Origin of the sequence: Bacillus sp. FSL R7-0685, assembly GCF_038002425.1 — a bacterium.
Lineage (GTDB): Bacteria > Bacillota > Bacilli > Bacillales > Bacillaceae > Bacillus > Bacillus subtilis.
This window is the reverse complement of record NZ_JBBOCN010000001.1, coordinates 3,892,815-3,918,891: the sequence shown is the minus strand read 5'-3', so window position 1 is coordinate 3,918,891 and position 26,077 is coordinate 3,892,815. Positions and strand designations below refer to the sequence as shown.

17 protein-coding genes and 2 pseudogenes are annotated in these 26,077 nt (G+C 42.8%); 12 read left to right on the top strand and 7 right to left on the bottom strand.

Annotation, left to right across the window (positions count from 1 at the left end; all coding sequences use genetic code 11):
• Window positions 1-9: 9 nt before the first annotated feature.
• The 3 genes from hutU to hutP all read right to left on the bottom strand — a co-directional run bounded on the left by hutU (window position 10) and on the right by hutP (window position 3,750).
• Complete coding sequence (gene hutU, locus MKY50_RS20330) at window positions 10-1,668, bottom strand: urocanate hydratase (protein WP_032722751.1); 1,659 nt, start codon at window positions 1,666-1,668, stop codon at window positions 10-12.
• Entirely contained in the window at window positions 1,665-3,191 is a 1,527-nt protein-coding gene (hutH, locus tag MKY50_RS20325; RefSeq protein ID WP_003243255.1) for a histidine ammonia-lyase, read from the bottom strand. The genes hutU and hutH overlap by 4 nt, the downstream gene beginning before the upstream one ends.
• A gap of 112 nt (window positions 3,192-3,303) precedes the next feature.
• Window positions 3,304-3,750: a hut operon transcriptional regulator HutP gene (gene hutP, locus MKY50_RS20320; protein ID WP_003243875.1), complete on the bottom strand. Its 447-nt coding sequence runs from the start codon at window positions 3,748-3,750 to the stop codon at window positions 3,304-3,306.
• Between the two features lie 318 nt (window positions 3,751-4,068).
• Between hutP and MKY50_RS21765 the strand changes: the two are divergent.
• The 3 genes and pseudogenes from MKY50_RS21765 to MKY50_RS20305 all read left to right on the top strand — a co-directional run bounded on the left by MKY50_RS21765 (window position 4,069) and on the right by MKY50_RS20305 (window position 6,267).
• Window positions 4,069-4,241, top strand: a pseudogene (locus MKY50_RS21765) (hypothetical protein).
• 127 nt (window positions 4,242-4,368) lie between these two features.
• Entirely contained in the window at window positions 4,369-5,787 is a 1,419-nt protein-coding gene (gene abnB, locus MKY50_RS20310) for an arabinan endo-1,5-alpha-L-arabinosidase AbnB (RefSeq protein WP_341117195.1), read from the top strand.
• A gap of 261 nt (window positions 5,788-6,048) precedes the next feature.
• Window positions 6,049-6,267 (top strand): hypothetical protein, encoded by a 219-nt coding sequence (locus MKY50_RS20305; RefSeq protein ID WP_341117194.1) that lies wholly within the window; start codon window positions 6,049-6,051, stop codon window positions 6,265-6,267.
• Here MKY50_RS20305 and MKY50_RS20300 read toward each other — a convergent pair.
• From MKY50_RS20300 to MKY50_RS20290, 3 genes are read right to left on the bottom strand one after another with little or no spacing between them, the layout of a single operon-like run.
• The gene (locus MKY50_RS20300; RefSeq protein ID WP_341117192.1) at window positions 6,262-8,217 is read right to left on the bottom strand and encodes a BbrUII/HgiDII family restriction enzyme; all 1,956 of its coding nucleotides are present in this window, start codon (window positions 8,215-8,217) and stop codon (window positions 6,262-6,264) included. The two genes, MKY50_RS20305 and MKY50_RS20300, sit on opposite strands and share 6 nt — an antisense overlap.
• Window positions 8,198-9,262, bottom strand: a complete 1,065-nt coding sequence (locus MKY50_RS20295) for a DNA cytosine methyltransferase (protein ID WP_341117191.1) — start codon at window positions 9,260-9,262, stop codon at window positions 8,198-8,200. Before MKY50_RS20295 ends, MKY50_RS20300 begins: the two co-directional genes overlap by 20 nt.
• Before the next feature lie 55 nt (window positions 9,263-9,317).
• The gene (locus MKY50_RS20290; protein ID WP_341117190.1) at window positions 9,318-9,770 is read right to left on the bottom strand and encodes a hypothetical protein; all 453 of its coding nucleotides are present in this window, start codon (window positions 9,768-9,770) and stop codon (window positions 9,318-9,320) included.
• A gap of 81 nt (window positions 9,771-9,851) precedes the next feature.
• Between MKY50_RS20290 and MKY50_RS20285 the strand changes: the two genes are divergently transcribed.
• The 6 genes and pseudogenes from MKY50_RS20285 (at window position 9,852) to MKY50_RS20260 (ending at window position 16,203) form a co-directional block, all read left to right on the top strand.
• Window positions 9,852-10,103 carry a YwqI/YxiC family protein gene (locus MKY50_RS20285; protein WP_341117355.1) on the top strand — a complete coding sequence of 84 codons (252 nt, stop codon included), beginning with the start codon at window positions 9,852-9,854 and terminating at the stop codon, window positions 10,101-10,103.
• A gap of 19 nt (window positions 10,104-10,122) precedes the next feature.
• A pseudogene (locus tag MKY50_RS20280) lies at window positions 10,123-11,614 on the top strand (T7SS effector LXG polymorphic toxin).
• 16 nt (window positions 11,615-11,630) lie between these two features.
• Complete coding sequence (locus MKY50_RS20275) at window positions 11,631-11,969, top strand: hypothetical protein (protein ID WP_015250873.1); 339 nt, start codon at window positions 11,631-11,633, stop codon at window positions 11,967-11,969.
• A gap of 423 nt (window positions 11,970-12,392) precedes the next feature.
• Window positions 12,393-14,222: a PTS beta-glucoside transporter subunit IIABC gene (gene bglP, locus MKY50_RS20270; RefSeq protein WP_341117187.1), complete on the top strand. Its 1,830-nt coding sequence runs from the start codon at window positions 12,393-12,395 to the stop codon at window positions 14,220-14,222.
• A gap of 22 nt (window positions 14,223-14,244) precedes the next feature.
• Window positions 14,245-15,654: an aryl-phospho-beta-d-glucosidase gene (gene bglH, locus MKY50_RS20265; protein ID WP_003243232.1), complete on the top strand. Its 1,410-nt coding sequence runs from the start codon at window positions 14,245-14,247 to the stop codon at window positions 15,652-15,654.
• A gap of 102 nt (window positions 15,655-15,756) precedes the next feature.
• The gene (locus tag MKY50_RS20260; protein WP_003227162.1) at window positions 15,757-16,203 is read left to right on the top strand and encodes a universal stress protein; all 447 of its coding nucleotides are present in this window, start codon (window positions 15,757-15,759) and stop codon (window positions 16,201-16,203) included.
• 33 nt (window positions 16,204-16,236) lie between these two features.
• On the opposite strand, the gene MKY50_RS20255 is transcribed toward MKY50_RS20260, so the two are convergent.
• A complete protein-coding gene (locus MKY50_RS20255) occupies window positions 16,237-16,968 on the bottom strand; it encodes a 2OG-Fe dioxygenase family protein (protein WP_341117185.1) in 732 nt (243 codons plus the stop codon).
• Window positions 16,969-17,135: 167 nt separating this feature from the next.
• On the opposite strand from MKY50_RS20255, the gene MKY50_RS20250 reads away from it, so the two are divergent.
• From MKY50_RS20250 to wapA, 3 genes are all read left to right on the top strand, one after another.
• Window positions 17,136-17,879, top strand: coding sequence for an SDR family NAD(P)-dependent oxidoreductase (locus tag MKY50_RS20250; protein ID WP_341117183.1), 744 nt, complete (start codon window positions 17,136-17,138; stop codon window positions 17,877-17,879).
• 68 nt (window positions 17,880-17,947) lie between these two features.
• The gene (locus tag MKY50_RS20245; RefSeq protein WP_341117354.1) at window positions 17,948-18,883 is read left to right on the top strand and encodes a DMT family transporter; all 936 of its coding nucleotides are present in this window, start codon (window positions 17,948-17,950) and stop codon (window positions 18,881-18,883) included.
• Between the two features lie 165 nt (window positions 18,884-19,048).
• Window positions 19,049-26,077 carry a tRNA nuclease WapA gene (gene wapA, locus MKY50_RS20240; protein WP_341117180.1) on the top strand — a complete coding sequence of 2,343 codons (7,029 nt, stop codon included), beginning with the start codon at window positions 19,049-19,051 and terminating at the stop codon, window positions 26,075-26,077.

Genomic DNA, 26,077 nt, shown 5'->3' with positions numbered 1-26,077 from the left:
ATCACTCCTTTATTTTTGCATCGGCACGATAATGTCCTGTTCCTTCGCTACTTCAACGGCACGTTCATAACCCGCATCCGCATGACGGATAATGCCCATTCCCGGGTCGCTCGTTAAGACCCGCGCGAGCCGCTCGTCAGCCAGCTCACTTCCATCGGCCACTGCAACCATGCCGGCATGCAGGGAATAGCCCATTCCGACGCCGCCGCCATGGTGGAAAGAAACCCAGCTTGCACCCGCCGCCGTGTTGACAAGCGCATTTAGCACAGCCCAGTCACCAACAGCGTCACTTCCGTCCTTCATCGCTTCTGTCTCCCGGTTTGGAGAGGCGACAGACCCGCAGTCCAAATGATCTCTCCCAATAACGACAGGCGCTTTTAGCTCCCCGCTTCTAACCAGCTCGTTAATGGCGAGGCCCATCTTTTTTCGTTCTCCATATCCAAGCCAGCAAATACGGGACGGCAAGCCTTGGAAGGTGACTTTTTCCTGTGCCATATCAATCCAGCGGTGAAGGGCTTTATTTGTCGGGAACAGCTCTTTTAATAACGCATCCGTACGGTAAATATCTGCCGGATCTCCGGAAAGCGCCGCCCAGCGGAACGGCCCTTTTCCTTCACAGAATAAAGGGCGGATGTAGGCAGGGACAAACCCCGGAAAATCGAAGGCATTCTCCAGCCCTTCATCCTTTGCGACTTGCCGGATATTGTTGCCGTAGTCAAATACAATAGAGCCCTTTTGCTGAAAGGCCAGCATGGCTTCGACATGTTTTTTCATGCTTTGCTTCGCAAGGCGCACGTAAAGCTCTGGATTGTCTTGACGCAAACGGTCAGCTTCATCAAGTGAATAGCCCTCGGGAACATAACCGATTAAAGGGTCATGGGCAGATGTCTGATCTGTCACAATATCAATTTTGACGCCTCGGTTCAAAAGTGTGTGATGCACCTCAGCTGCGTTTCCGAGAAGTGCAATGGACAAAGGTTTTCCTGCCAGCTTTGCCTCTTCAGCCCAAGCTAAGGCTTCCTCAATCGATGCTGTTTTTCGATCGCAGTATTTTGTTTCGATCCGCTTGTCGATGCGTTTCTCGTCAACCTCGACGGCAATAACGACGCCTTCATTCATCGTGACAGACAGCGGCTGGGCGCCTCCCATTCCGCCGAGACCCGCTGTCAGCGTCAATGTTCCTTTTAAGCTGCCTCCGAAGTGCTGTCGCGCGAGCTCAGCAAAGGTTTCATAGGTTCCTTGCAATATGCCTTGTGAGCCAATGTAAATCCAGCTGCCAGCCGTCATCTGTCCGTACATCATTAACCCTTTTTTCTCAAGTTCGTGGAAATGCTCCCAGTCTGCCCACTTCGGAACAAGAACAGAATTTGCTAGGAGCACGCGAGGGGCCTGCGGGTGTGTACGGAACATGCCAACGGGCTTTCCGGATTGCACGAGCAATGTTTCATCATTTTTTAATGTTTTCAAGGAATGCTCAATGGCGTGAAAAGCGTCCCAATCCCGTGCGGCTTTGCCAATCCCGCCATATACGATGAGGTCCTCCGGCTTCTCGGCGACTTCTGGATCAAGGTTGTTTCGAAGCATCCGAAGCACTGCCTCTTGCTCCCATCCTAAGCATTCAAGCTCTGTTCCTCTGTTGGCACGGATTGATTTTTTTACATCAGTCATATGTTCATCCCCCTTAGTTCTTTATTCTGATGATCAGGTATTAAAGATTCTTTCTTCAGCCAGTCAGTCAAGCGTTCAATGTCATAGGAAAAAACACGATCCTGCTGAATGGACGGCACGACTTTTCTCATTTCTTGAAAAAGCTGTTTCGTATAGGACGCTGCATGTTCTATGCCTCTGTATTCAACAGCCTGCAATGCGCAAATGGCTTCGATCGCAATGACTCTCCTTGTATTTGCGATCACCTGATAAGCATGCCGAGCGGCGATGGTTCCCATGCTGACATGGTCCTCTTGGTTGGCGGATGACGGAATGGAATCCACACTTGCAGGATGGGCCAGTGTTTTATTTTCAGAAACGAGTGAGGCCGCGGCGTACTGCATGATCATTGCACCGGATTGCAGACCGGGATGAGGGCTCAGGAACGGCGGCAGGTCATTCAGCTGCGGATTCACAAGTCGTTCGATCCTACGCTCTGCGATATTCGCAAGCTCTGATATTGCGATTTTCAGAAAATCCATGGCAAAGGCGATTGGCTGTCCGTGAAAGTTTCCGCCGGAAATCACTTTGTCACCGTCATTGAAAATGAGTGGATTGTCTGTAGCTGCGTTCATTTCAATCTCTAATTTTTCTTTGACATATCCTAGTGTCTGCCAAGTCGCACCGTGTACTTGCGGAATACAGCGCAATGAATAGGCATCCTGTACCCGCAGTTCTCCCTGGGAGGTTGTCAGGCCGCTGTCAGATAGATAAAAGCGAATTCGTTCTGCGACATCGATCTGCTCCTGATAGCCGCGGGCTAAGTGAATATCCTCGTCAAATGCATCGATAATTCCCTGCAACCCCTCAATCGTTAAGCTGGCAATTCGTTCTGTTTGATAGGCTAGTTTCTCAGCTTCGATGTAGGCGACCACCCCCATTGCAGTCATGGCCTGAGTCCCGTTAATCAAGGCAAGCCCTTCCTTGGATGTCAGCGTTACCGGTTGAATACCTGCTTTTTTCAAGCCTGTCATTGCCGGCATTCTTTCCCCCTCAAAAAAGACTTCTCCTTGTCCGATCAGCGCAAGCGCCAAGTGGGAAAGCGGCGCCAGATCTCCGCTTGCGCCAAGTGATCCTTGCTGAGGGATGACAGGATGGACGCGTTTATTTAAAAAAGCAAGCAACTGCTCGATCAGCTCAGCGCGTACACCGGAAAAGCCTTTTAACAGCGCATTGGCGCGCAAAAGCAGCATTGCCCTGGACACACACTCAGGAAAAGGGTCGCCGACTCCGCAGGCATGAGAAAGGATTAAATTCAGCTGCAGCGCCGCCGAGTCTTCTTTCTGAATCAGGACATCGCTGAATTTGCCAAATCCGGTGTTGATGCCGTAGATTGTCTTTTCGTCGCGTACAATCCGTTCCACTGCTGCTCTGCTTTTTTTCACGCGCTCCATACTTTCCTCAGAAGCCGCTGCCTCCTCAAAATCAAACAGCACACGAGCGACGTCGGCTGTTGTCAATGAAGAACCGTCTAAAGTCACCATAAGCCCAACTCCTTTTTCTTTACTTTGGTAAAGCGCCCATACAAAAAGGAGCTATGCTGTGAACTTCTGTTTTCACGCATAGCCCCCTATCGTCTAAGATCTATGGGCTGTTTCATATGTGATTAATTCCAACGCCGAATGTTTCATGCTCAAGACCTTTAATCGGCGCCCCGATTGTTCCGTAAAGCGAGACAGCGATCCAATCGCCTTCCGCTTCACTTTCATAAGGATTTCCCCTCAAAACGGCAAACCTCAATCCCACCGTCCGAAGCAGCGATCCCAGCAGCATTTCACCTCTGGTCACGCCATGCAAAGCCTCCATCGTCGCATGATAAAGCGCATGTGACTCCCGATAACCCTCAGATTGAATGACACCACTCTTTTTGGAAGCGGTTTCAATTGCGGCTACTACTTTATGCGCGTCCATTGATCCTACCTTGCCAAGACAGACCTTCCATCCGTCTCGCTCCAGCTCCTCAACCTGCGTACTTTCTTCCGCCTCATTCAGCAGCAGGAGAACAGACAGCCGGCCGATCCGACGCTCTTTATGCAGTGTCATATGAATCACTCAATTCCTAAAAATTCTGATAACTATTAACTGAGTATTATATTAATTGGTTCAGCAGCAGAAGTCAAAAGGTTTTTTACAGTCTTTAACAAGTTAGATTGGTATTGTAATAGTGTGACGCAGAAAGCAGGATGGGTTTTTTCAGCGATTGCACACGATATCCAGACAGGAGGCAAGCGGCCGCTGTCTTACTCTCAATATGCGTTTACTACGTCGTATTTTTCGCAAGGCATTTTTCTAAAGAGTCAGCCAACTGACTCCGGTGTTGACGGGCAATCAGGCATCATCTTAAAAAACGCCGAAAACGAAATGGCTGTATCACTGTCGACGCCTTTACAAAAACGGACAAAGCAGTTATTACATGTACGCGAATGAAAAACAGAGTGATGAAAGAAGGAGAAACAGCAAAAGAGTTGAACTATGAAGGAGAGGATATGCAAGCAGCAGTTCTGTGCCAAACAGACATCAGTCTGACAATGTAAGAGAACAGTGAGAAATCACCTATCTGTTGAATATGAAAACATTCGGCTGTTTTAATAGGCCGGTGTTTCTTCATAGAGAAATGTAAGCGCTTAAAAATTTAATAAAAAAGAGAGGCGAATTGTTTAGATGTTCAACCGATTGTTCCGTGTATGTTTTCTTGCAGCTCTTATCATGGCCTTCACCCTCCCAAACTCCGTCTATGCACAAAAACCTGTATTTAAAGAAGTCAGCGTCCATGACCCTTCCATCATTGAAACAAACGGCACCTTTTATGTTTTTGGATCTCATCTCGCTTCAGCAAAAACGAATGACCTCATGCAATGGCAGCAGCTGACCACCAGCGTAAGCAATGACAACCCACTGATTCCGAATGTCTATGAAGAATTAAAAGAAACCTTCGAATGGGCCCAATCCGACACTCTTTGGGCGGCTGACGTCACGCAGCTGGCGGACGGCAAATACTACATGTACTACAACGCCTGCCGCGGCGACTCGCCTAGGTCAGCCATGGGTGTTGCCGTCGCTGACAACATCGAAGGGCCATACAAAAACAAAGGCATCTTTTTGAAATCAGGAATGGAAGGCACAAGCAGCGATGGAACACCGTATGACGCAACCAAACATCCGAATGTCGTCGACCCGCATACCTTCTTTGATAAAGACGGAAAGCTGTGGATGGTGTACGGATCATACTCAGGCGGCATTTTCATTCTTGAAATGAATCCAAAAACGGGCTTCCCGCTTCCTGGGCAGGGATACGGAAAAAAACTGCTCGGCGGCAACCACAGCAGAATCGAAGGCCCGTATGTTCTCTATAATCCAGACACCCAATACTACTACTTATACCTATCATATGGCGGTCTCGATGCAACAGGCGGCTACAACATCCGTGTGGCCCGCTCCAAGAAACCAGACGGCCCTTACTATGATGCAGAAGGCAATCCAATGCTCGACGTCCGCGGTAAAGAAGGCACATTCTTCGACGACCGTTCCATCGAACCATACGGGGTCAAACTTATGGGCAGCTACACTTTTGAAACAGAAAATGAAAAAGGCACCGGGTACGTCTCACCAGGCCACAACTCCGCATACTATGACCAGAAAACCGGGCGTTCCTATTTAATCTTCCACACCCGCTTCCCGGGCAGGGGTGAAGAACACGAAGTCAGAGTCCACCAATTGTTCATGAACAAAGACGGCTGGCCGGTAGCAGCACCATATCGTTATGCGGGCGAAACATTGAAAGAAGTAAAACAAAAAGACATCACAGGAACATACAAACTTATCCAGCACGGAAAAGACATCTCAGCCGACATCAAACAAACCATCAACATCCAGCTCAACAAAAACCACACCATTTCCGGGGAAATGACCGGAACATGGCAGAAAACCGGAAAAAACACCGCCGATATCACGTTAGCAGGCAAGAAGTATAACGGGGTATTTTTACGCCAGTGGGATTCGGTGAGAGAGAAGAACGTCATGACGTTTAGTGTGTTGAATGGCAGCGGTGAGGCTGTATGGGGGAAAGGGAACACCTTCTAATTTTAACTTTTTGGGCTGTCGAATTGATTCGACAGCTATTTATATTTAGACATTATGCATTGTATATAAAGCAAAAATTAAACATTTAATAAACTAAACTGTTTCTGTTGATTTAGCATTTGAAATGAAAACGTCAAATAAGTGTATACTTTGGGCTTTAAATGGTTAAAATCCGAATATCGAATGCAGATAGGTCATATTAGTTATTAACAGAATAGAAAATAAACGTATAAATGTTATTTCTAAAAAGGAGGTATTGATGTGAAAAAGTATTCGGTTAATAGGTCAAAAGGTTATCCAATTTTGGGAGGAGGACTTCCTAAGATTGATACAACAACTGAATACTTTATTGTTGGTTATGCAAAGGCATTTGGGAATAGACCTATTATATCAAGGTGTGATGGTGCAAGTTTTGAAGGAGAAACAAAGTGGATTGTTGACCATCACAACCTTAAAGAAATAATAAAGGGTAGATTATAAGTCCATGTCTATACTGCTAATAAGCCGTGATATTCTTCCTGCTTTTTTGTTTTGTTCGAGGAAATCACTATACATTATTTGAGCATTTTGTATTAATTCCTCATACATTACTATTCTAGCATTAGCTGTTTTTAGGTTTGTTTTAGTATTTTCTCTATCTTCTTCATCTTCCCAGTCTGTAAGCTCTTGACCAAGCAGGCATATAATTTCGTACGGCTCATTCGAATCTATTTGACGAAGGATTTTCTTCATGGATTTACTGTATTTTTGTACTTGTGACAGAAGTGTCGTGGTATTTGTCTTTACACTTGCTCGTTTTAATTCAATAATAATATGTTTTCCAGATGTTTTTTTGTATTTAATATCGAAACGCCCTTTTGCCTCTTCTGCATTAAGAGCTGTCGAAGAGTCTTCAAAAATACTAGTAAATCTTTTCTCCATTAAAGGTGTTTCAGTTGCTCTGTCCCAAGAGGGGTCTAGTAGCCATAAATGATCAAAGATATATTCTTGAAGCACTTTTTCTAAGTCGTTTTGATCTACTTTCTTTAATAATAAATTAATAACTTTCAAACGCTCCGTTATAATTTGGTGGTAAAGGGTAGCTTCAATATCATCAAAATTAGCCATTAATTCGGTCAACTGACTTAAGTTTTCTGGTGTTACTTTGTCAAATTCATCTAAGTTTTCTTTTATCTTAAAACTCTCAAATGCTAATACACTATGTTTAAAAAGGTCTTTTTTTGATATTGGATCCAAAGATAATTGATTTATCTTTCCGAAAAGCGATTTTGCTTTTGTTTTGTGAGATCTGGAAAGTTCATTAAACCAATCTTTAATTGAAGGAATGCTCAATGCTTCCTCAGTTCCACGTTCTTTTCTATTCTCATTCCATGCTTTTGCTATATACTTTAATTCTGAATGTATAAATTCTTTAAGCTTAATATATCTATCGTCATCCTCAATAATACTTTGTCTACTGCTAGTAGCGATGTCCTCTTCATCATCAGTATCTAAAAAATCGGCATGAATTTCCCCGATCAAGTATTTTGTATATAAACCACCTTCTGAAAAGTTAATGAGTATATCTTCTTGAGCAAGCTTACCTCTAACCATTATTCCGATTTTATTTAGATTTTCTTTGTTCTCGTTTAAATCGCCAGCCTTTTCAACAGCTCCAATCCAGCCTTTAACATATAAATCAGTATTATTAATATTTCCGTTTCTTAACTTCGGTTCATCTTCAAGGTTCGGAGAAAGTTTGCTATATTTTGAGAGGTCTTTTTCGTCATAAACCCATAAATATTGAAGCTTGTGGAAATATTCTCTGTCTTCAACTGAAATTGGTTCACCATTGATCAAGACTTTAAAATAGTACTCTGATCCAATTACACTAAATCTTCTTGCTAACCTTTTTCTTAAAAATGGTACTGTGTTTGAAGTTCTTTTTTTTAGATCTTTTAATATAATTTTAGTTCCTTCGCTCTCTAAAAATTCATTACTCTCTTCAATTTCTTTTGGATAATACTCAACTTCTCCATTTTTTATTTTATCTTTTAACTCAATACTAGAAATAACTAAGCCACTCTTGATACCATCTTTACAGCTATAAACTTCAATAACATTAGCAATCGAAAATAAGGAGAGTTTGCCAATGCCCTTTCTTCCCATTACAGGTCTTTTATACTTTTCAGTTATTGGGGACCCCTGTTCTCTTTTTTGATATCCAACATTTAAGTACTTATCATTTATATCATCACTCGTCATACCACAACCATTATCTACTATTGTTATTTCGTTAGATTCTATAGTTATTTCTACCTGTGAGGAATCTGCATCCCATGCATTTGAAACTACTTCTGATAATACAGCAGGAATATTACTATATAAATTCAACCCTAAATGCTGAAGGACATTTAAATTCATAGTCATTTTATACTTTTGAGCAGTCATACTTAGACTCCTTTATACTGTTGATTATACTCATACCTATAACCTCCCCTAATCTTACAGGGACTGCATTACCAATATGAGTACCAGTTTTTTTTAGGCTTATTTCTTGCTCAGGATTATTGAATATATATTCCTTTGGAAATGTTTGAAGTAAGGCCCCTTCTCTTAAAGAAATAGCTCGGTTTTGAACTGGATGTCCAAACCGACCGTTACCATATCCATAAAATTGTGTAGTAATTGTAGGCGATGGTTTAGTCCATTCCATTCGACCGTAAACTGAGCCATAACTACTTCCAGATTTCTTTTTATGACAACTTGATATGAGTTCTTTATCCCAATCTCTCCAAGTACCTCCTGGTTTAGATTGTTGGATTCTTAGCAAGTTTTTCTCAGATAGCTTACTACTTCTATGCAGACTGTCGTTTTTATGTACTTCACCAGCCTCAATTTCAGGTAAATTTCCAATTACATCTTTTACTGTAACATAATTTTCCTTTGTGTGGGTAGGGGGTATTAATGATATTTTTCCTATTTTTGAGGCTAGCAAAATGAGGCGTTTGCGATTTTGTGGTACACCATAATCAGGACAAAAAACGACTTTCCAATGTACAAAGTAACCTTGATTCTCTAAGTTTTCAACAAAATCTTTAAAAACTGTCTCTTTTGTAATAGAAGGTACATTTTCCATAGAAACAATCTCTGGTTTTATCTGTTCAATTAGACTAGCAAATGAATAAAGTAAACCCCATCTACTATCAGTATTCTCTTTATTTTTTTTTCTAGTATATGTTGAAAAGGGTTGGCATGGGGCACAACCCATTAAAACTTTAATAGTGTCAGTATCTTCTCCGTAAAAACTTAATAGTTCTTTAGAAGTTATTTCCGACACGCTCTTATTTATGAAAGTACTATTATTATTAAATTCAAAAGAATACTTACAAGTTTCATCAATGTCAATGCCTGCTGCTACGTTAATTCCTGTTTTTTGAACACCGTGTGTCAAGCCCCCGACACCACAGAATAAATCTACTGCAATTAATTTCATAATTTTCACTTCTCCCAATATTCGTCTATCTAAGATCAACAACAATTAATATAAACTATAAAATTGATTTCAGTTTCCTTTTGAACTCTTCTCCAAATATATTTTCTATTACTGCTTTTATAAATAAAGATAGTAATGTTTCTTCATCAATGTCTAATGGGCGGTTTATTAGTCTTAATGCGTTATTTTTGGATTTTTTGTAATATGCGAACCTAATTTCTTCTTCTTCAGTTTCTTTTATAATAATTTTTTCTATGGCGCAAATATAAGGTCCAGACTTTACCGTGACTTGATTTAATAATTTGCAGTATTTAGTTTCTTTAATTGGTTCAATTGTTTTTTCGGTTTCCAGGTCAATGTTCGTTAGACCCATTTCTAATAATAGTTTTGATATTGCTAAATTGGTTAAGCCATTCATTGATACATTAGTCTTTTTGCTTAAAAATAAAAGGTTATCAGCTAGCTCCTGATTTAGGTATAAGCTTTGTCTTTCTTTTCTTTCATTCATGACTCTAAATCTCCAATTCGACTATTTTTAATGTTATTTTAACACTTAGCGTTATTTTACTCGTTATTATATCGTGAGGCAATATTCAAAGACTTGTATAAGTTTAAACTTCCGCTGCTCAAGAATTCAGCTGAACTCAAGTCCTCCTTACCCGGCCATCTCTCAGGCAGAAACCATTTGAATGTTGTGAAGTCCATCGAGCAATTAAATAAGGACATCAAAGAGCTCACTGAAGCATATGCGTCTGTTCTGGCCAAGCATATCGCACAAACGGAAAGCGCGGTAAACGCCATGAAGGAAACGGACGAAAACATATCATCTTCCATGAAATAAAGCGCGGGCGGACAAGGGATTGAAAACATTAGATGTCCACGCTCTTCACGAGGGCATTCAGCATACAATTGAGAAACTGGACAAGCAAAAGCAACAGCTGGAGAAGCTGGAAAAAAGCGTTGAGCATCTGGCAGGCATGAAGGATGCGCTGAAAGGAAAAGGCGGAGATGCCATCCGGACCTTTTACGAGGAGTGCCACAAGCCTTTTCTCCTTTTCTTTGGCATGTTTATCGACGAATACAAAAAAGTGCTGAAACAAACACAGCATGCGATTTCCTCTGTAGAATCTGACTCCCATGGCATGATTGCAGAGGCTTTTCTCTCACACGATGCAAGACACGGGGTCAAGCATGCACGAGAAGTGACAGAACAGCTCACAGACGCAGTGAATCGCCAGACATCAGCCATTGATCACATCGTCAGCCTGCCGACAGTCAATGATTCCTTTTTTCGGATGGAAACAGAACAGGCTGAGCGACTGATTTCGGACACCCTGAATAAGCTCTTTCGATTTGACGGCCAGCAAACCCAAGCACTAGAAACCGCAAAATCAGATTTTCAAACGATGAAAAAATATATAGACCAGCTTGAAACCATGTACACCGGTCCGAAAATTGAAATCACAGGCTACAAAAGCGGCTCCATCTTGAAATCGCAGGAGGAAGAAAACATCAACCAAACCTTCGGCGCCATTAACCCGCAAATGAAGCAGGCGGATGATTCTCCGATGGAGATGATGTTGAAGAAATTAGCCGAGAATGAAAAGTCTAAAGTGGATTCAGTTGTCAAAACGGGTGATTCTAAAAAGGTAAGTAAAAATATCATCGTTATCAATGGTAAAGTGTATAATACGAGTGAACATAGAGAACATATAAAAACTGATTTCAGTGAAAATTTTAGAGACAGCTGTAGAACTTACCGGCGTGTATGATCTTTTTAAGGCAGCCACGGGCAGAGATCCGGTATCAGGCGAAAAAGTCACAGGGAAAGACCGTGTTGTTGCCTCCATAAACTCAGTACCATTTGCCAAAATAGCTAAGTTAGAAAAGTTAATAGATATTAATAAACTTATTAATGATGGGAAAAAGGCTAAGAAGGCTTCGGAAGTTAAAAACGTTGCTAAGGATACGGGTAATGGTGTACCTTCTTATGGAAAGAAGTCAGTACCTAAAGGACCTTACAGAGAAGTACATGGATTCCCAGTAAAAGTAAAGCCAGGTGCTCAAGAGAAACATATTCCTAATACGCCAAATTACAAACAAGAAATAGCAAATGGTAAAAACAAGAGTATTTTCTATGGTGATAATAAAACAGCACAGGAATTGCTTGATAAGTTTGCAGGAAAAGGTCAACTACTACCAAACGGTAAAAAAGAAAGAGTAGACTTTGGTAAACCAATTGGAAAATACTATGATCGTGATACTGGTGAATACATTGAAACTACTAGAGGAATGATTCATTACGGAAAAGACGGAGCGCATATAGTGCCTTCAGAACCATTAAAGAAGTAATAAGAGGAGGATATACATGGAATATGATCCTTTAATAAAAGCGTTAAAAGAGTATAAAGATAGTGACTTGATAATAGAGTGGGATAGTGGATTAAAGATTATTGGTGAACCAGACACACTCTTTGAAACAGACAATGGGTTGGATGACGATGATGTGAATTTTATCGAATATTATGCAGTTACATTTCAAGTAAATGATATTTTAGCTCATCCTACTAGTGAAGAAAGTAGTTTATATAATTGGTTAATACAAAAGAAAGGTTCATTAGTTGAAATTTCACTTTATGATGATCCGCCAAGTGCAGTTTTTTTAACTGACGGAGAAAGTATATGGAAAAGGGATAGTCAAAAATAAAACATATACCTTGATGGGCTAAATTGCCTTTCAAGGTTTTTTATTTTTATATTAAGTCAGCTGATATATTTGATAGTATTTTCGGAAAAATAAAACAAAATATACAAAATGGCTTCCCTCTATAACAAAACAGTCCTCAATAAGTATTCCCTTTAGTCAAAACCCAAAAATGAAAGCGTTGACATCCCGCGAATCTAGTGCTAAAGTATACCTACAAACAAATAAAACGACCCGTCAGGATTGTTACTGTGAAAGCAGGCAAAACCTAAATGGTGCAGGTGCAGGAGGAGACTCTCGCAATCTGTGTCATTTAGGTTTTTTTTATTCTCTTTTAGGAGGTGATGCAGCATTTGATAGAAAAAAAGCTGGTGAAAGGCGGCCACCTTTCTTCCAGCAGTCCCCCCATAAAAAGGAGGTATACACATGGATTATGATAAATTATCGAAGGACATATTACAACTCGTAGGCGGTGAAGACAACGTTCAGCGCGTGATTCACTGCATGACGAGGCTGCGTTTTAATCTTCATGACAACGCTAAGGCGGATCGCAGTCAGCTGGAGCAGCTGCCGGGGGTGATGGGCACCAATATCAGCGGCGAGCAGTTTCAAATCATTATCGGAAACGATGTGCCGAAGGTGTATCAGGCGATTGTGCGGCACAGCAATCTCAGTGATGAAAAGAGCGCTGGTTCATCCTCTCAGAAAAAGAATGTGCTGAGTGCGGTCTTTGATGTGATTTCTGGGGTGTTTACTCCGATTCTGCCTGCGATTGCGGGAGCGGGGATGATCAAAGGGCTTGTTGCGCTGGCAGTTACGTTTGGCTGGATGGCGGAGAAGAGCCAGGTTCATGTCATTTTGACGGCTGTCGGTGACGGTGCGTTCTACTTCCTGCCGCTCCTGCTAGCGATGAGTGCGGCGAGAAAATTCGGAAGCAATCCGTACGTAGCGGCTGCCATTGCGGCGGCGATCCTGCATCCGGATTTGACAGCCCTGCTCGATGCGGGGAAACCGATTTCCTTTATTGGGCTTCCTGTAACCGCTGCCACTTATTCGTCAACGGTCATCCCGATTTTGCTGGCGATTTGGATTGCTTCATACGTGGAAAAATGGATTGACCGTTTTACACACGCATCTCTCAAATTGATTGTGGTTCCGACATTCACGCTATTGATTGTCGTGCCGCTGACATTGATTACAGTCGGTCCGCTTGGCGCTATTTTAGGAGAATACTTGTCTTCTGGGGTCAATTATTTGTTTGATCATGCAGGGCTTGTGGCGATGGTTTTGCTGGCTGGTACATTCTCTTTAATCATTATGACGGGCATGCACTATGCCTTTGTGCCGATCATGATCAACAACATCGCTCAAAACGGCCACGATTATTTACTGCCGGCTATGTTTTTGGCGAATATGGGGCAGGCGGGAGCATCATTTGCCGTCTTCCTTCGCTCCAGAAACAAAAAATTTAAATCACTCGCGCTTACCACAAGCATCACGGCGCTGATGGGGATCACAGAACCTGCGATGTACGGCGTGAATATGCGATTGAAAAAGCCGTTTGCGGCCGCTTTGATTGGCGGTGCAGCCGGTGGCGCGTTTTACGGCATGACGGGTGTTGCTTCCTATATCGTCGGGGGGAATGCAGGTCTCCCGAGCATCCCTGTCTTTATCGGCCCAACGTTTATTTACGCGATGATCGGCCTTGTGATTGCGTTTGCGGCGGGAACAGCAGCTGCGTATTTGCTTGGATTCGAGGATGTGCCTTCTGACGGCAGCCAGCAGCCGGCAGTGCATGAAGGCAGCAGAGAGATCATTCACAGCCCGATTAAGGGAGAAGTGAAAGCATTAAGTGAAGTTAAAGACGGAGTGTTTTCTGCCGGGATCATGGGAAAAGGATTCGCCATTGAGCCTGAAGAAGGAGAAGTTGTGTCGCCTGTTCGTGGAAGCGTTACCACCATTTTTAAAACAAAACACGCAATTGGCATTACGAGTGATCAGGGAGCTGAAATACTCATACACATTGGATTGGACACGGTAAAGCTGGAGGGACAATGGTTCACGGCTCACATCAAAGAAGGCGACAAGGTCGCACCGGGAGATCCGCTCGTGTCCTTTGATCTGGAGCAAATCAAAGCCGCGGGATATGACGTCATTACCCCGGTGATTGTGACCAACACAGACCAATATTCGTTTTCGCCGGTGAAAGAGATCGGTAAAGTGCAGCCAAAAGAAGCGCTGCTTGCTTTATCTTGAAAAAACTAATGGGGTGATCAATATGAGTTCAAATGAAAAACGATTTCCAGAAGGATTTTTATGGGGCGGCGCAGTTGCTGCCAACCAAGTGGAGGGTGCTTATAACGAGGGTGGTAAGGGGCTTTCGACAGCTGACGTATCGCCGAACGGGATCATGTCTCCATTTGATGAATCAATGACTTCCTTGAATCTGTATCACAACGGGATTGACTTTTATCATCGTTATAAAGAGGATATCGCCTTATTTGCAGAAATGGGATTTAAGGCGTTCCGCACATCGATTGCGTGGACGAGAATTTTTCCGAATGGCGATGAAGAGGAGCCCAATGAAGAAGGCCTCAGATTTTATGATGATCTGTTTGATGAGCTGTTAAAGCATCATATTGAGCCTGTCGTAACCATCTCTCATTATGAGATGCCGCTCGGTTTAGTGAAAAATTATGGCGGCTGGAAGAATCGCAAAGTCATAGAGTTTTATGAACGCTATGCCAAAACGGTTTTCAAACGCTATCAACACAAAGTGAAGTATTGGATGACGTTTAATGAAATTAACGTAGTGCTCCATGCGCCATTTACCGGAGGCGGTCTTGTTTTTGAAGAAGGAGAAAACAAATTAAACGCGATGTACCAGGCGGCACACCACCAATTTGTGGCCAGTGCTCTTGCTGTCAAAGCGGGTCACGACATCATTCCTGATTCGAAAATCGGCTGTATGATAGCGGCAACGACAACCTATCCGATGACTTCTAAGCCGGAGGATGTCTTCGCGGCAATGGAGAATGAGCGCAAAACACTTTTCTTCTCAGATGTTCAGGCAAGAGGCGCATACCCGGGATATATGAAACGCTATCTGGCAGAAAACAATATTGAAATTGAAATGGCTGAAGGCGATGAAGAGCTCTTGAAAGAACATACGGTGGATTATATTGGATTCAGCTACTACATGTCGATGGCGGCGAGCACAGATCCGGAAGAGCTTGCAAAATCAGGGGGCAACCTGCTGGGCGGAGTCAAAAACCCTTACCTCAAATCATCAGAATGGGGCTGGCAAATTGATCCGAAAGGCTTGCGCATCACGCTCAACACCTTATACGACCGTTATCAGAAGCCGCTGTTCATTGTTGAAAACGGCCTTGGCGCTGTAGACAAGGTTGAAGAGGACGGCACGATTCAGGACGATTACAGAATCAACTATCTGCGTGATCATTTAATTGAAGCGCGCGAAGCCATTGCGGACGGCGTTGAATTAATCGGATACACATCATGGGGGCCAATTGACCTTGTCAGCGCATCTACTGCGGAAATGAAAAAACGCTACGGTTTCATTTATGTGGACAGGGACAATGAAGGAAATGGAACATTTAACCGCATCAAGAAAAAAAGCTTCAACTGGTATCAGCAGGTCATCGCCACAAACGGAGAGAGTCTCTGACAATTTTTTGAAAACTCATGCACTTCAATTGACAATAACGAAATGCAGGCAGACAATAAAAGAGAAAGATGAACCACCCACAGTCCGAAAGGCGGGAAGAGCATGTTTAACAAAATGTTAGTAGCGATTGACGGATCAGACATGAGTGCAAAAGCCCTTGATGCCGCAGTGCATTTGGCAAAAGAGCAGCAAGCGGAACTAAGCATTCTTCATGTGGGGAGAGAAGCCGTCGTCACGACTTCTTCTCTGACGGGAATTGTCTATGTGCCTGAACACTTTATTGATGAAATCAGGAACGAGGTTAAAAAAGAGGGCCTGAAAATCCTTGAAAATGCAAAAGAAAAAGCAGCCGAAAAAGGCGTTCAAGCTGAAACCATTTACGCGAATGGCGAGCCGGCGCATGAGATACTAAATCACGCAAAAGAGAAAGGCGTCAGCCTGATTGTAGTTGGCAGCCGGGGGATCAGCGGCCTGAAAGAAATGATGCTTGGAAGCGTCAGCCATAAAGTGTCTCAATTATCAACATGCCCGGTTTTGATTGTTCGATAGATTTGTAAAAAAAGCGCCCTTGGGCGCTTTTTTTTATCTGTTAGAAAATGTAACTAATAATATATCTCGATGCGCGCCATCTCTATTGGCAGTGCCGACCGGTGTAACCGCATGAAAGACCTTTTGCCCGAGAGCAAGTGTCTCAAGCGGGTTTGTCAGCCGCAGCACTTTATCAATTTGCTTAACAGACGGAGCAATTAAGTTATCTCCTCCGATAGCATCTTCGCTCAGTTGAAATAGATGGACGAAAACAAGCGGTTCATCGTCACGATGCAGCCAAATGGGTGAGCTGTATGAAGGCGCGTCAGGTGTCACTTGATATCTGACTTGGTGAAGCCCGATGATCACTTCTTTCTCCCAATCTACAAAATCGGTTTGGCGGGCCATTTCTACATTTGAATGTATCATATGCCGCGTTACAGGATGCTGTAGAAACTCATCTGATATTTTTTTAAATTGTCTGACGATACCGCCATCATCATAATTATATTCTTTTGATTGGAAATATCCATTATCCGGATCTAATTCAAGAGTGTCGGAGTCAGGAGCCAAAATGTAGCGGGAATGCGCTCTGTAACGGCCGCCTCCTTTAGGATCAGCTTTCAAATCATCATATGTAAGCTGTAGTTCGCGGACTGCAGCGTCCGTTGTTTTCTGCTGATAGAAATCTGCTGGGATATACGAATAGCCGTTTTCCTTTAAAAAAGAAGCATATTTAGAAATATCGGATGTCAACTCTTTTTGTACGTTTGAAACTTGAACCATATGAATCTCTCCTTAAAAAGTAGATGATTTTTTTAGTAATTTCCTGTATGATAGAAAATGTGGAAAATAGAGGATGTAGTGCAATGCTAAATTATTTGTAATATATTGTCAAATAATAATATTCAGATTATTACAAATTACCAAAATGAAAAAAGGCAGAATGTAAAATGATGAAGAAAAAGAATATAATGATAACTGGGGCAAATAGCGGAATCGGCTTTGCGGCGGTAAAGCAATTTCTAACAGAAGGCTTTCGAGTCGTTGGAGTGGATATTCAAACGAATAAAATGTCAGAATTTATAGTAAACAGTGACTTTTACATGGAAAAAGCAGACTTGTCTGATGTCCGGCAGGCGGAATCTTTGATGCCAAAGCTTGAACAAAGCCAATTGATTCCGGACATCTTAATTAATACAGCAGGGATAAGGGAAATCACCCCTGTTCTTGAATTATCGGCAGAATCATTCAAAAAGGTCATAGACATTAACCTCACGGCCGCCTTTATTCTTTCTCGGGACGCGGCAAGGCTGTGGTCAAAGCTGGGGAAACAAGGCTGTATAATCAACATCGCCTCTGTGTCCGGGCTGATGGCAGAGCCTGCGCGGGCTGCCTATGTGTCTTCCAAGCATGCGGTCATCGGACTGACGAAGCAGCTCGCTATGGAATTCGGATCAAAGGGGATCAGGGTGAATAGCATTTCACCGGGCGTGATCCAAACAGAATTAACGGAAGAGTATTTTCAAGACGATGAAATGGTTCAGCTGATCAAGGATAACCATGCCCTTCATACGTGGGGGCAGCCGAGTGATATCGTTTCCTGTATGAAGTATTTGGCTTCTGATGAGGCGCACTTTATTACAGGTTCAAACTTTGTCATAGACGGCGGCTGGACGGCCGGCAAGAAACTATAAAAAAAAGGAAAAGCACCTTGCAGTTGGGGTGCTTTTCCCTATACATAATTGGAGGTAGAATACGCTTGATGCAGCAAGATCTCTCAATCACACCAAAACAAAAATCAACAGCCGTAATCAAAATGGTCATCTCTATGGTGATTTTCGGTTCTATCGGCTTTTTCTCAGAGCATACCAATCTGCCGTCATTTGAATTGGTCTTTGTCCGCTGCCTTTGCGCGACGCTGTTTTTAGGTCTTTGCTGGCTGACGTCCGGCCAGTATAAAACTGAAAAATGGAGCAAGAGAGACGTGCTGCAAACATTGGCGTGCGGTTTCTTTCTTGTATTCAACTGGGTGTTCTTATTTAAGTCTTTTGAAGAAACGTCCGTTACAATTGCCATCTCTGTTTATCATCTAGCGCCGGTGCTTGTTCTTCTTCTGGGGAGCTTCTTCTACAGAGAGAAATTAAATGTGATCTCCGTCAGCTCCATTATCATCTGCTTTCTGGGAACTGCGCTGATTTCCGGGATTAACGGCAGCACTTCATTGACACAGCTGATGGGATCAGGGATCATATGGGCAGTTCTCGCCGCACTGTTTTATGCGTTCACCACTTTATTGGGAAAAGGCATTCACAATCTCAGTCCTTACACGACCACCTTCTTGCAGACGGGTTTAGGGGTTATCATCCTGATTCCGTTTATTCACTTTGGCGCTTTTGCTGACCTATCTCAGGGAAACTGGATTATGGTGGTATCTACCGGCATCATCCATACGGGTATAGTATATTTGTTGTTTTTTGACAGTTTGCGATTTTTATCAACGAAATTTATTTCAATCATTGTATTTCTCGATCCGGCTGTGGCGATCGTGCTCGATACCGTCTTCACAGGTTTCCGCCCTGACCTCTATCAAACGCTTGGCATCGTGCTGATCTTTGCGGGCATGGCCTTGACGCTTGTCAGGAGGAAGGGGAAGGAGAATGTGGCAGCTGAAGGTACGGATATTGAACAAATCCAATAATGAAAAAATGTAAAAAGGCCTATGCGGCCTTTTTTTATTTTAGGTCAATAGACTCTCGCTAATCCTTAAAATAAGATAAATTTTCTAGAAAAATATTGTAATAATATTTCAGTCTAGTTAAGATTATTGAGTAAATATTACTTTTATTACAGAAGGAGAGAGAAAATGAAAAAAAGAAAGAGGCGAAACTGTAAAAGGTTCATAGCAGCATTTTTAGTGTTGGCTTTAATGATTTCATTACTGCCAGCAGATGTACTGGCAAAAACCACAGAAGAAGAGAATGGAAATCGTATTGTTGCCGATGATCCAGAAGAAACTTCTCGGAAAGAACAGACTGAGGAAGCCATACCTTTTGATCCAAAAAATATAAACAAAGAGGGAGAGATCACCTCAGAAAGAACAGAAAATACAAAGCTCTATTATGAAGGTGACGGTGTCTATAAACAGGAAGTATACCTTGACCCTATTCATATAAAGGAAACACCGGATGCTGACTGGGAAGACATTTCTCCTGAGTTAAAAGAGTCGACAAGCAAACAAGTCGAAACAGAGAACGCCATTTTGAATTCAGATTTTCAAAAGCAAATGAAGAACGGGCTTTATGCGACTTTTGAGCATAATGACCATAAGGTTACATATTCACTTGTAGAAGCGAAAGGCCCGAATAAAACTTCACTTACTCCGAAAGATACCTCAGCAGATTATAAGACTGACAGTAATGAGATTGTGTATCCGGATGTTTTTCCGAATATTGCTCTTCAGACTTTCACATTCAATGAAAACATAAAAGAAGATTTAGTCCTTCATCAGTATAATGGATACAACACATTTACATTTCAGTTAAAAACCGATTTGCAGGCTAAAGAACAAGAGGATGGATCCATTGATTTTTCTGATGAAAAAGGCAAAGTTGTTTTTTCTGTGCCTAAGCCTTTTATGACGGATTCAAAACTAGATGAGCTTTCCGGCGAGGTTGAACGGTCAGACAAAGTCAGCTATAAGCTGGAAAAGAATGAAGAAGGGTATTTGCTTCATCTTACGGCAGACGAGAACTGGCTGAAAGACCCGGAACGCGTATATCCAGTTTCTATTGACCCGTCAACTTCTTTATCTGTTTCATCGGACACGTTTGTCATGAGTGCCTACCCGACGACGAACTATTCGGCCTCCTCACAAAAATGGGATGCTAATTTAAAGGCCTATGTACTGAAAACGGGCTATTATGACAAAACAACAGGCACAAACTATGCGTTCATGAAATTTAACAACCTAAAGCCAATTCAAAATATGACTGTCACTAAAGCTACATTAAAAACATACGTAGCCCATTCCTATTATGGAACAAAGGCAACCGGTCTTTGGCTGGATACGGTAAACAGCAATTATGATAATGCAAAAGTGACATGGAACACCAAACCGGCATCTAAAAATATCGGAAAAGCCGACGTCCATAAAGGACAGTGGGCGAGTTATGATGTGACCGCTGCTGTAAAGTCATGGAACTCCGGCGGGGCCAACTATGGATTTAAGCTTCATACAAACGGAAACGGCAAGGAGTATTGGAAAAAACTAATTTCTTCAGCGAACTCCGCCAATAAACCGTATATTGAAGTGACGTATACCATCCCGAAGGCGAGCACACCTGCTGTTAAAGCATACAATAATGGGAACGGCACTGGTTTTTTCAATATCAGCTGGAAAAAAGCCGAGGGTGCAAAAGGCTATAAGGTATGGATCTATAATGGGAAAGAATATCAAGCGATCTCAGTCGGCAACACGACCTCCTGGAGCACAAAAGGGAAAAATATTTGGCCGACAAGTGCAGAAATTTCATCCGGTAAGTACAAGCTTCACCTTGATGGAAAAGGCGGAACTGAACTAGCGCTAGACCCATCTCCGGTCTATAAGAACTCCGGCGGAAGCTATGCCACAAGCAAAAACTATTGGATCGGCGTCAGTGCAATCTTTGATCAGGGAGAAGGAGCGATGTCCGCACCGGCAAAGCCTGTTATCCCTAATGTAGGAAAAGCACAAGCACCGTCAACCAAGGGCTATAATAATGGAAATACCACAGGATATTTCGATCTTTCTTGGAAAGCTGTATCTGGTGCAACCGGCTATAAGATTCAGGTGTTCAATGGGAAAGGCTTTGAGACACTTGATCTCGGAAATCAGACGTCTTGGACCACAAAAGGGAAAAAGATCTGGCCGACAAGTGCAGAAATCAAGGCGGGAAAATATGCTCTTCACCTAAAGGACGGGAGCGGAGCAGAGCTGCCGATCAATCCCGGCCCAACTTATAAAAACGCCGGGGGAGATGGAGCCAAAAGAAATTACTCGTTTAAAATTATCGCATACAACAAAGACGGCGAATCCATTGCATCACCGGCTGCTAACCCGGCACTTCCTGATATCGCTAAGCCAAAGAATTTAACTGGCTATTTGTATACAAATACAAAATCGAGTCAAACGGGCTATGTGAATTTGATATGGGAAAAGGTTCAAAATGCGAAAGGCTATAAAGTTAACATTTACAACGGTAAAGAATATCAATCCTTTGATGTGGGTGACGCGGATCATTGGACAACCCAAAATAAAAACATCTGGCCGACTTCTGAGGAAATCAAAGCTGGAAGCTATAAGCTTCATACAGATGGAAAAGGCGGGGAATTAGCCCTCGATCCATCACCTGTCTATAACAATGCAAATGGGAATTACAAAGGGAAGAAGAATTATTCTTTCACGCTTGTCGCTTATGATGCGAATGGTGAAACAATTCCAACGGCGCCCTTTAACCCAACGTTCCATGAAGGAGCAGAATTCCTTGGGACAGAAGAATACTGGTCTATCATTGATATCCCAAGCGGCCAGTTAAATGGTGCGACAGGCAATGTCATTGTGAATGAAGAAGATTTGTCAATTGACGGACGCGGTCCGGGACTTGGCTTATCGAGAACCTACAACAGTCTTGACAGCTCTGATCACTTATTTGGACAAGGCTGGTATGCTGATGCAGAAACATCTGTCATCTCAACGGATGGCGGGGCAATGTATATCGATGAAGACGCTACGACACATCGATTCACGAAAAAAGCCGATGGCACGTTTCAGCCGCCGACCGGTGTATATCTTGAATTAACAGAAACTGCTGATCAGTTCATATTAAAAACAAAAGATCAAACCAATGCTTATTTCAATAAAAAAGGCGGTAAGCTTCAAAAGGTAGTGGATGGCCACAACAATGCAACCGTCTACACTTACAACGACAAAAATCAACTGGCAGCCATTACAGATGCTTCAGGCCGCAAGCTCACATTCACATATGATGAAAATGGCCATGTGACGTCCATCACCGGACCTAAGAATAAGAAAGTCACCTACTCATATGAGAATGATTTGTTGAAGAAGGTTACGGATACAGACGGGACTGTCACAAGCTATGACTATGATGGCGAAGGGCGCCTTGTCAAACAGTATTCAGCCAACAGTACCGAAGCAAAGCCTGTCTTTACCGAATATCAGTATAGCGGACACCGTCTCGAAAAAGCGATCAACGCTAAAAAAGAAACATATGTCTACAGCTATGATGCTGATAAAAAGACACTTCTCATGACACAGCCAAATGGCCGGAAGGTACAGTATGGCTATAATGAAGCGGGAAATCCGATTCAGGTCATTGATGATGCTGAAGGGCTAAAAATTACAACGAATACAAAATATGAAGGCAACAATGTCGTAGAAGATGTCGATCCAAACGACGTGGGCACCGGAAAAGCAACGGAAAGCTATCAATATGACAAAGATGGCAACGTTACGTCGGTTAAAGACGCATATGGAACTGAGACATACGAATATAACAAAAACAACGATGTCACAAAAATGAAGGATACCGAGGGCAATGTCACGGATATTGCTTATGACGGACTGGATGCTGTATCCGAAACCGATCAGAGCGGAAAATCATCGTCAGCAGCTGTTTATGATAAATATGGAAACCAGATTCAATCGAGCAAAGATTTATCAGCTTCAACTAATATTTTGAAAGATGGAAGCTTTGAAGCGCAAAAATCCGGCTGGAATCTGACTGCCTCTAAAGACAGCGGCAAAATCTCAATTATCACCGATAAAAGCGGAGTTCTTTCCGGATCAAAGGCATTGGAAATCTTGAGTCAATCAACGTCTGCCGGAACCGATCACGGGTTTTCCTCAGCGACACAAACAGTTGAACTGGAGCCGAATACAACCTATACATTAAGCGGGAAAATCAAAACAGATCTAGCAAAAACAAGAGCCTACTTTAACATTGATTTGCGAGACAGAGATCAAAAACGAATTCAATGGATTCACAATGAATACAGTGCATTAGCCGGAAAAAATGACTGGACAAAACGGCAAATCACTTTTACGACTCCAGCAAATGCAGGAAAAGCCGTTGTGTATATGGAAGTCGATCATAATGATAAAGATGGCAAAGGAAAAGCATGGTTCGATGAAGTCCAGCTGGAAAAAGGCGAAGTATCGTCAAGCTATAACCCAGTTCAAAACAGCAGCTTCACATCAGCGACGGAAAACTGGAATGTAAGCGGAGCATCCGTTGATTCTGAAGAAGGCTTTAATGATGATGTATCATTAAAAGCTGCCCGGACCAGTGCGTCCCAAGCCGGATCAGTAACAAAACAAACCGTTGTCTTAGGGCAAAGCGCAAATGACAAACCGGTTTATCTCACACTGACAGGAATGTCGAAAGCAAGCAGCGTCAAATTTACAGATGAAAAAGACTATTCTCTGCAGGCGAATGTCACTTACGCTGACGGCAGCACAGGCGTCTACAATGCGAAATTCCCTTCTGGAACACAGGAATGGAACCGGGCAGCTGTCGTCATCCCTAAAACAAAGCCGATCAATAAAGTAGATATTAGTATTCTGTTCCAAAAGAGTGCGACAGGCACAGTCTGGTTTGATGATATCCGTTTGATTGAAGGAAGCCTTCTGACTAAAAGCACGTATGACAGTAATGGCAACTATGTGACCAAGGAAGAGGACGAACTAGGTTACGCCACTTCAACTGATTACGATGAAACTGGTAAGAAAACAGCTGAAACGGATGCAAAAGGTGAAAAAACAACCTATACGTATGATCAGGTAGGCCAACTGACAAACATGACGCTCTCCAACGGCACTTCTATCCTTCACAGCTATGATAAGGAAGGCAATGAGGTAAGCAAAACCATCCGGGCGGGAGCAGATCAAACCTATAAATACGAATATGATGTGATGGGCAAGCTTGTCAAAACAACTGACCCTCTGGGCAATGTGCTAGCAAGCGAATATGATGCCAACAGCAACCTGACCAAAACCATTTCACCAAATGGCAACGAAGTGTCTCTTTCTTATGATGGAACAGACCGGGTGAAATCAAAGTCGTATAACGGTACAGAAAAGTACAATTTCACGTATGACAAAAATGGAAATGAAACGTCGGTCGTTAATAAAGAGCAGAACACCACAAAGAAACGGACATTTGACAACAAAAACCGTTTAACCGAATTGACTGACCGCGGCGGCAGCCAAACTTGGACATACCCTAGTGACTCCGATAAGCTGAAAACCTTCTCGTGGACTCATGGGGACCAAAAAGGAACGAATCAATTTACGTATAACAAGCTGGACCAAATGATTGAGATGAAAGACAGTACATCTTCATATTCATTTGATTATGATGAAAATGGAAACGTCCAAACCTTTATTACGGGCAACGGCGGCGGAACAAGTTTTTCATATGACGAAAGAAACCTTGTAAGCTCGCTGCATATCGGTGACAAAAACGGCGGAAGCATTCTGACGGAAAGCTATGAATATGATGCCAACGGCAATCGCACAACGATAAACAGCTCAGCAAGCGGCAAGGTGAAATATGAGTATGGGAAGCTGAATCAGCTTGTCAAAGAAACCCATGAAGACGGTACTGTCATTGAATACACATATGATGGATTCGGGAACCGGAAAACCGTTACAACTGTAAAAGACGGCTCAAGCAAAACGGTGAACGCTTCCTTCAACATCATGAACCAGCTGACAAAAGTCAATGATGAAAGCATCTCTTACGATAAAAACGGCAACCGCACATCCGACGGCAAATTCACATATACGTGGGATGCAGAAGATAACCTGACCGCCGTTACCAAAAAAGGCGAAGACAAGCCATTCGCAACATATAAGTATGACGAAAAAGGAAACAGAATCCAAAAAACCGTCAACGGAAAAGTCACGAACTACTTCTACGACGGAGACAGCTTGAACGTCTTGTATGAAACAGACGCGGACAACAACGTCACAAAATCATACACGTACGGGGACAGCGGCCAGCTGTTATCCTACACAGAAAATGGCAAGAAATATTTCTATCACTACAACGCACACGGCGACGTCATCGCGATCTCAGACAGCACCGGAAAAACGGTTGCCAAATATCAGTACGACGCATGGGGAAATCCAACAAAAACCGAAGCAAGCGATAAAGTAAAAGACAACCGCTACCGCTACGCAGGCTACCAATACGACGAAGAAACCGGCCTGTACTACCTCATGGCCCGCTACTACGAGCCAAGAAACGGCGTGTTCCTCTCACTTGACCCAGACCCGGGCAGCGATGGCGACTCATTGGATCAGAATGGGTATGCTTATGGAAATAATAACCCTGTGATGAATGTTGACCCTGATGGGCATTGGGTTTGGCTTGTGGTAAATGCTGGATTTGCAGCCTATGATGGGTACAAGGCATATAAATCAGGTAAAGGGTGGAAAAGTGTTGCTTGGGCAGCTGCTTCTAACTTTGGCCCTGGAAAAGTGCTGAAAGGCGCCAAGAAGGTTTTAGGTGTTGCGAAGGGAGCTAAGAAGTATTTAAAACCAGGTAAATATGCCAAAAGGTCAATACCTGCAAGAAGTACAAGTAGCAGGTTGAATAAAAAGGAAAGAAGAGTATTAAACAAGATTGGGAATAAATATGGCTGTCACACTTGTGGTAGAAGGCATCCTGGAACTAAAAGTGGAAATTGGATTGCGGATCACCAACCAGTATCAAAATTAAGGAAGAAAGGCCAGCGTCAAAGGCTATATCCTCACTGTCAAACTTGTTCGCGGAAACAGGGAGGATATACGAGTTCTATTTTGAGAAAAAGACATCAACGGAGGTGA

Coding starts and splice junctions, on each gene's coding strand:
- MKY50_RS20300 (WP_341117192.1), bottom strand. CDS start 8,217: ATGACTGCTCAAAAGTATAAAATGACTATGAATTTAAATGTCCTTCAG.
- bglH (WP_003243232.1), top strand. CDS start 14,245: ATGAGTTCAAATGAAAAACGATTTCCAGAAGGATTTTTATGGGGCGGC.
- wapA (WP_341117180.1), top strand. CDS start 19,049: ATGAAAAAAAGAAAGAGGCGAAACTGTAAAAGGTTCATAGCAGCATTT.
- MKY50_RS20255 (WP_341117185.1), bottom strand. CDS start 16,968: ATGGTTCAAGTTTCAAACGTACAAAAAGAGTTGACATCCGATATTTCT.
- MKY50_RS20295 (WP_341117191.1), bottom strand. CDS start 9,262: ATGAAATTAATTGCAGTAGATTTATTCTGTGGTGTCGGGGGCTTGACA.
- abnB (WP_341117195.1), top strand. CDS start 4,369: ATGTTCAACCGATTGTTCCGTGTATGTTTTCTTGCAGCTCTTATCATG.
- MKY50_RS20260 (WP_003227162.1), top strand. CDS start 15,757: ATGTTTAACAAAATGTTAGTAGCGATTGACGGATCAGACATGAGTGCA.
- bglP (WP_341117187.1), top strand. CDS start 12,393: ATGGATTATGATAAATTATCGAAGGACATATTACAACTCGTAGGCGGT.
- hutH (WP_003243255.1), bottom strand. CDS start 3,191: ATGGTGACTTTAGACGGTTCTTCATTGACAACAGCCGACGTCGCTCGT.
- MKY50_RS20275 (WP_015250873.1), top strand. CDS start 11,631: ATGGAATATGATCCTTTAATAAAAGCGTTAAAAGAGTATAAAGATAGT.
- hutP (WP_003243875.1), bottom strand. CDS start 3,750: ATGACACTGCATAAAGAGCGTCGGATCGGCCGGCTGTCTGTTCTCCTG.
- hutU (WP_032722751.1), bottom strand. CDS start 1,668: ATGACTGATGTAAAAAAATCAATCCGTGCCAACAGAGGAACAGAGCTT.
- MKY50_RS20250 (WP_341117183.1), top strand. CDS start 17,136: ATGATGAAGAAAAAGAATATAATGATAACTGGGGCAAATAGCGGAATC.
- MKY50_RS20245 (WP_341117354.1), top strand. CDS start 17,948: ATGCAGCAAGATCTCTCAATCACACCAAAACAAAAATCAACAGCCGTA.
- MKY50_RS20290 (WP_341117190.1), bottom strand. CDS start 9,770: ATGAATGAAAGAAAAGAAAGACAAAGCTTATACCTAAATCAGGAGCTA.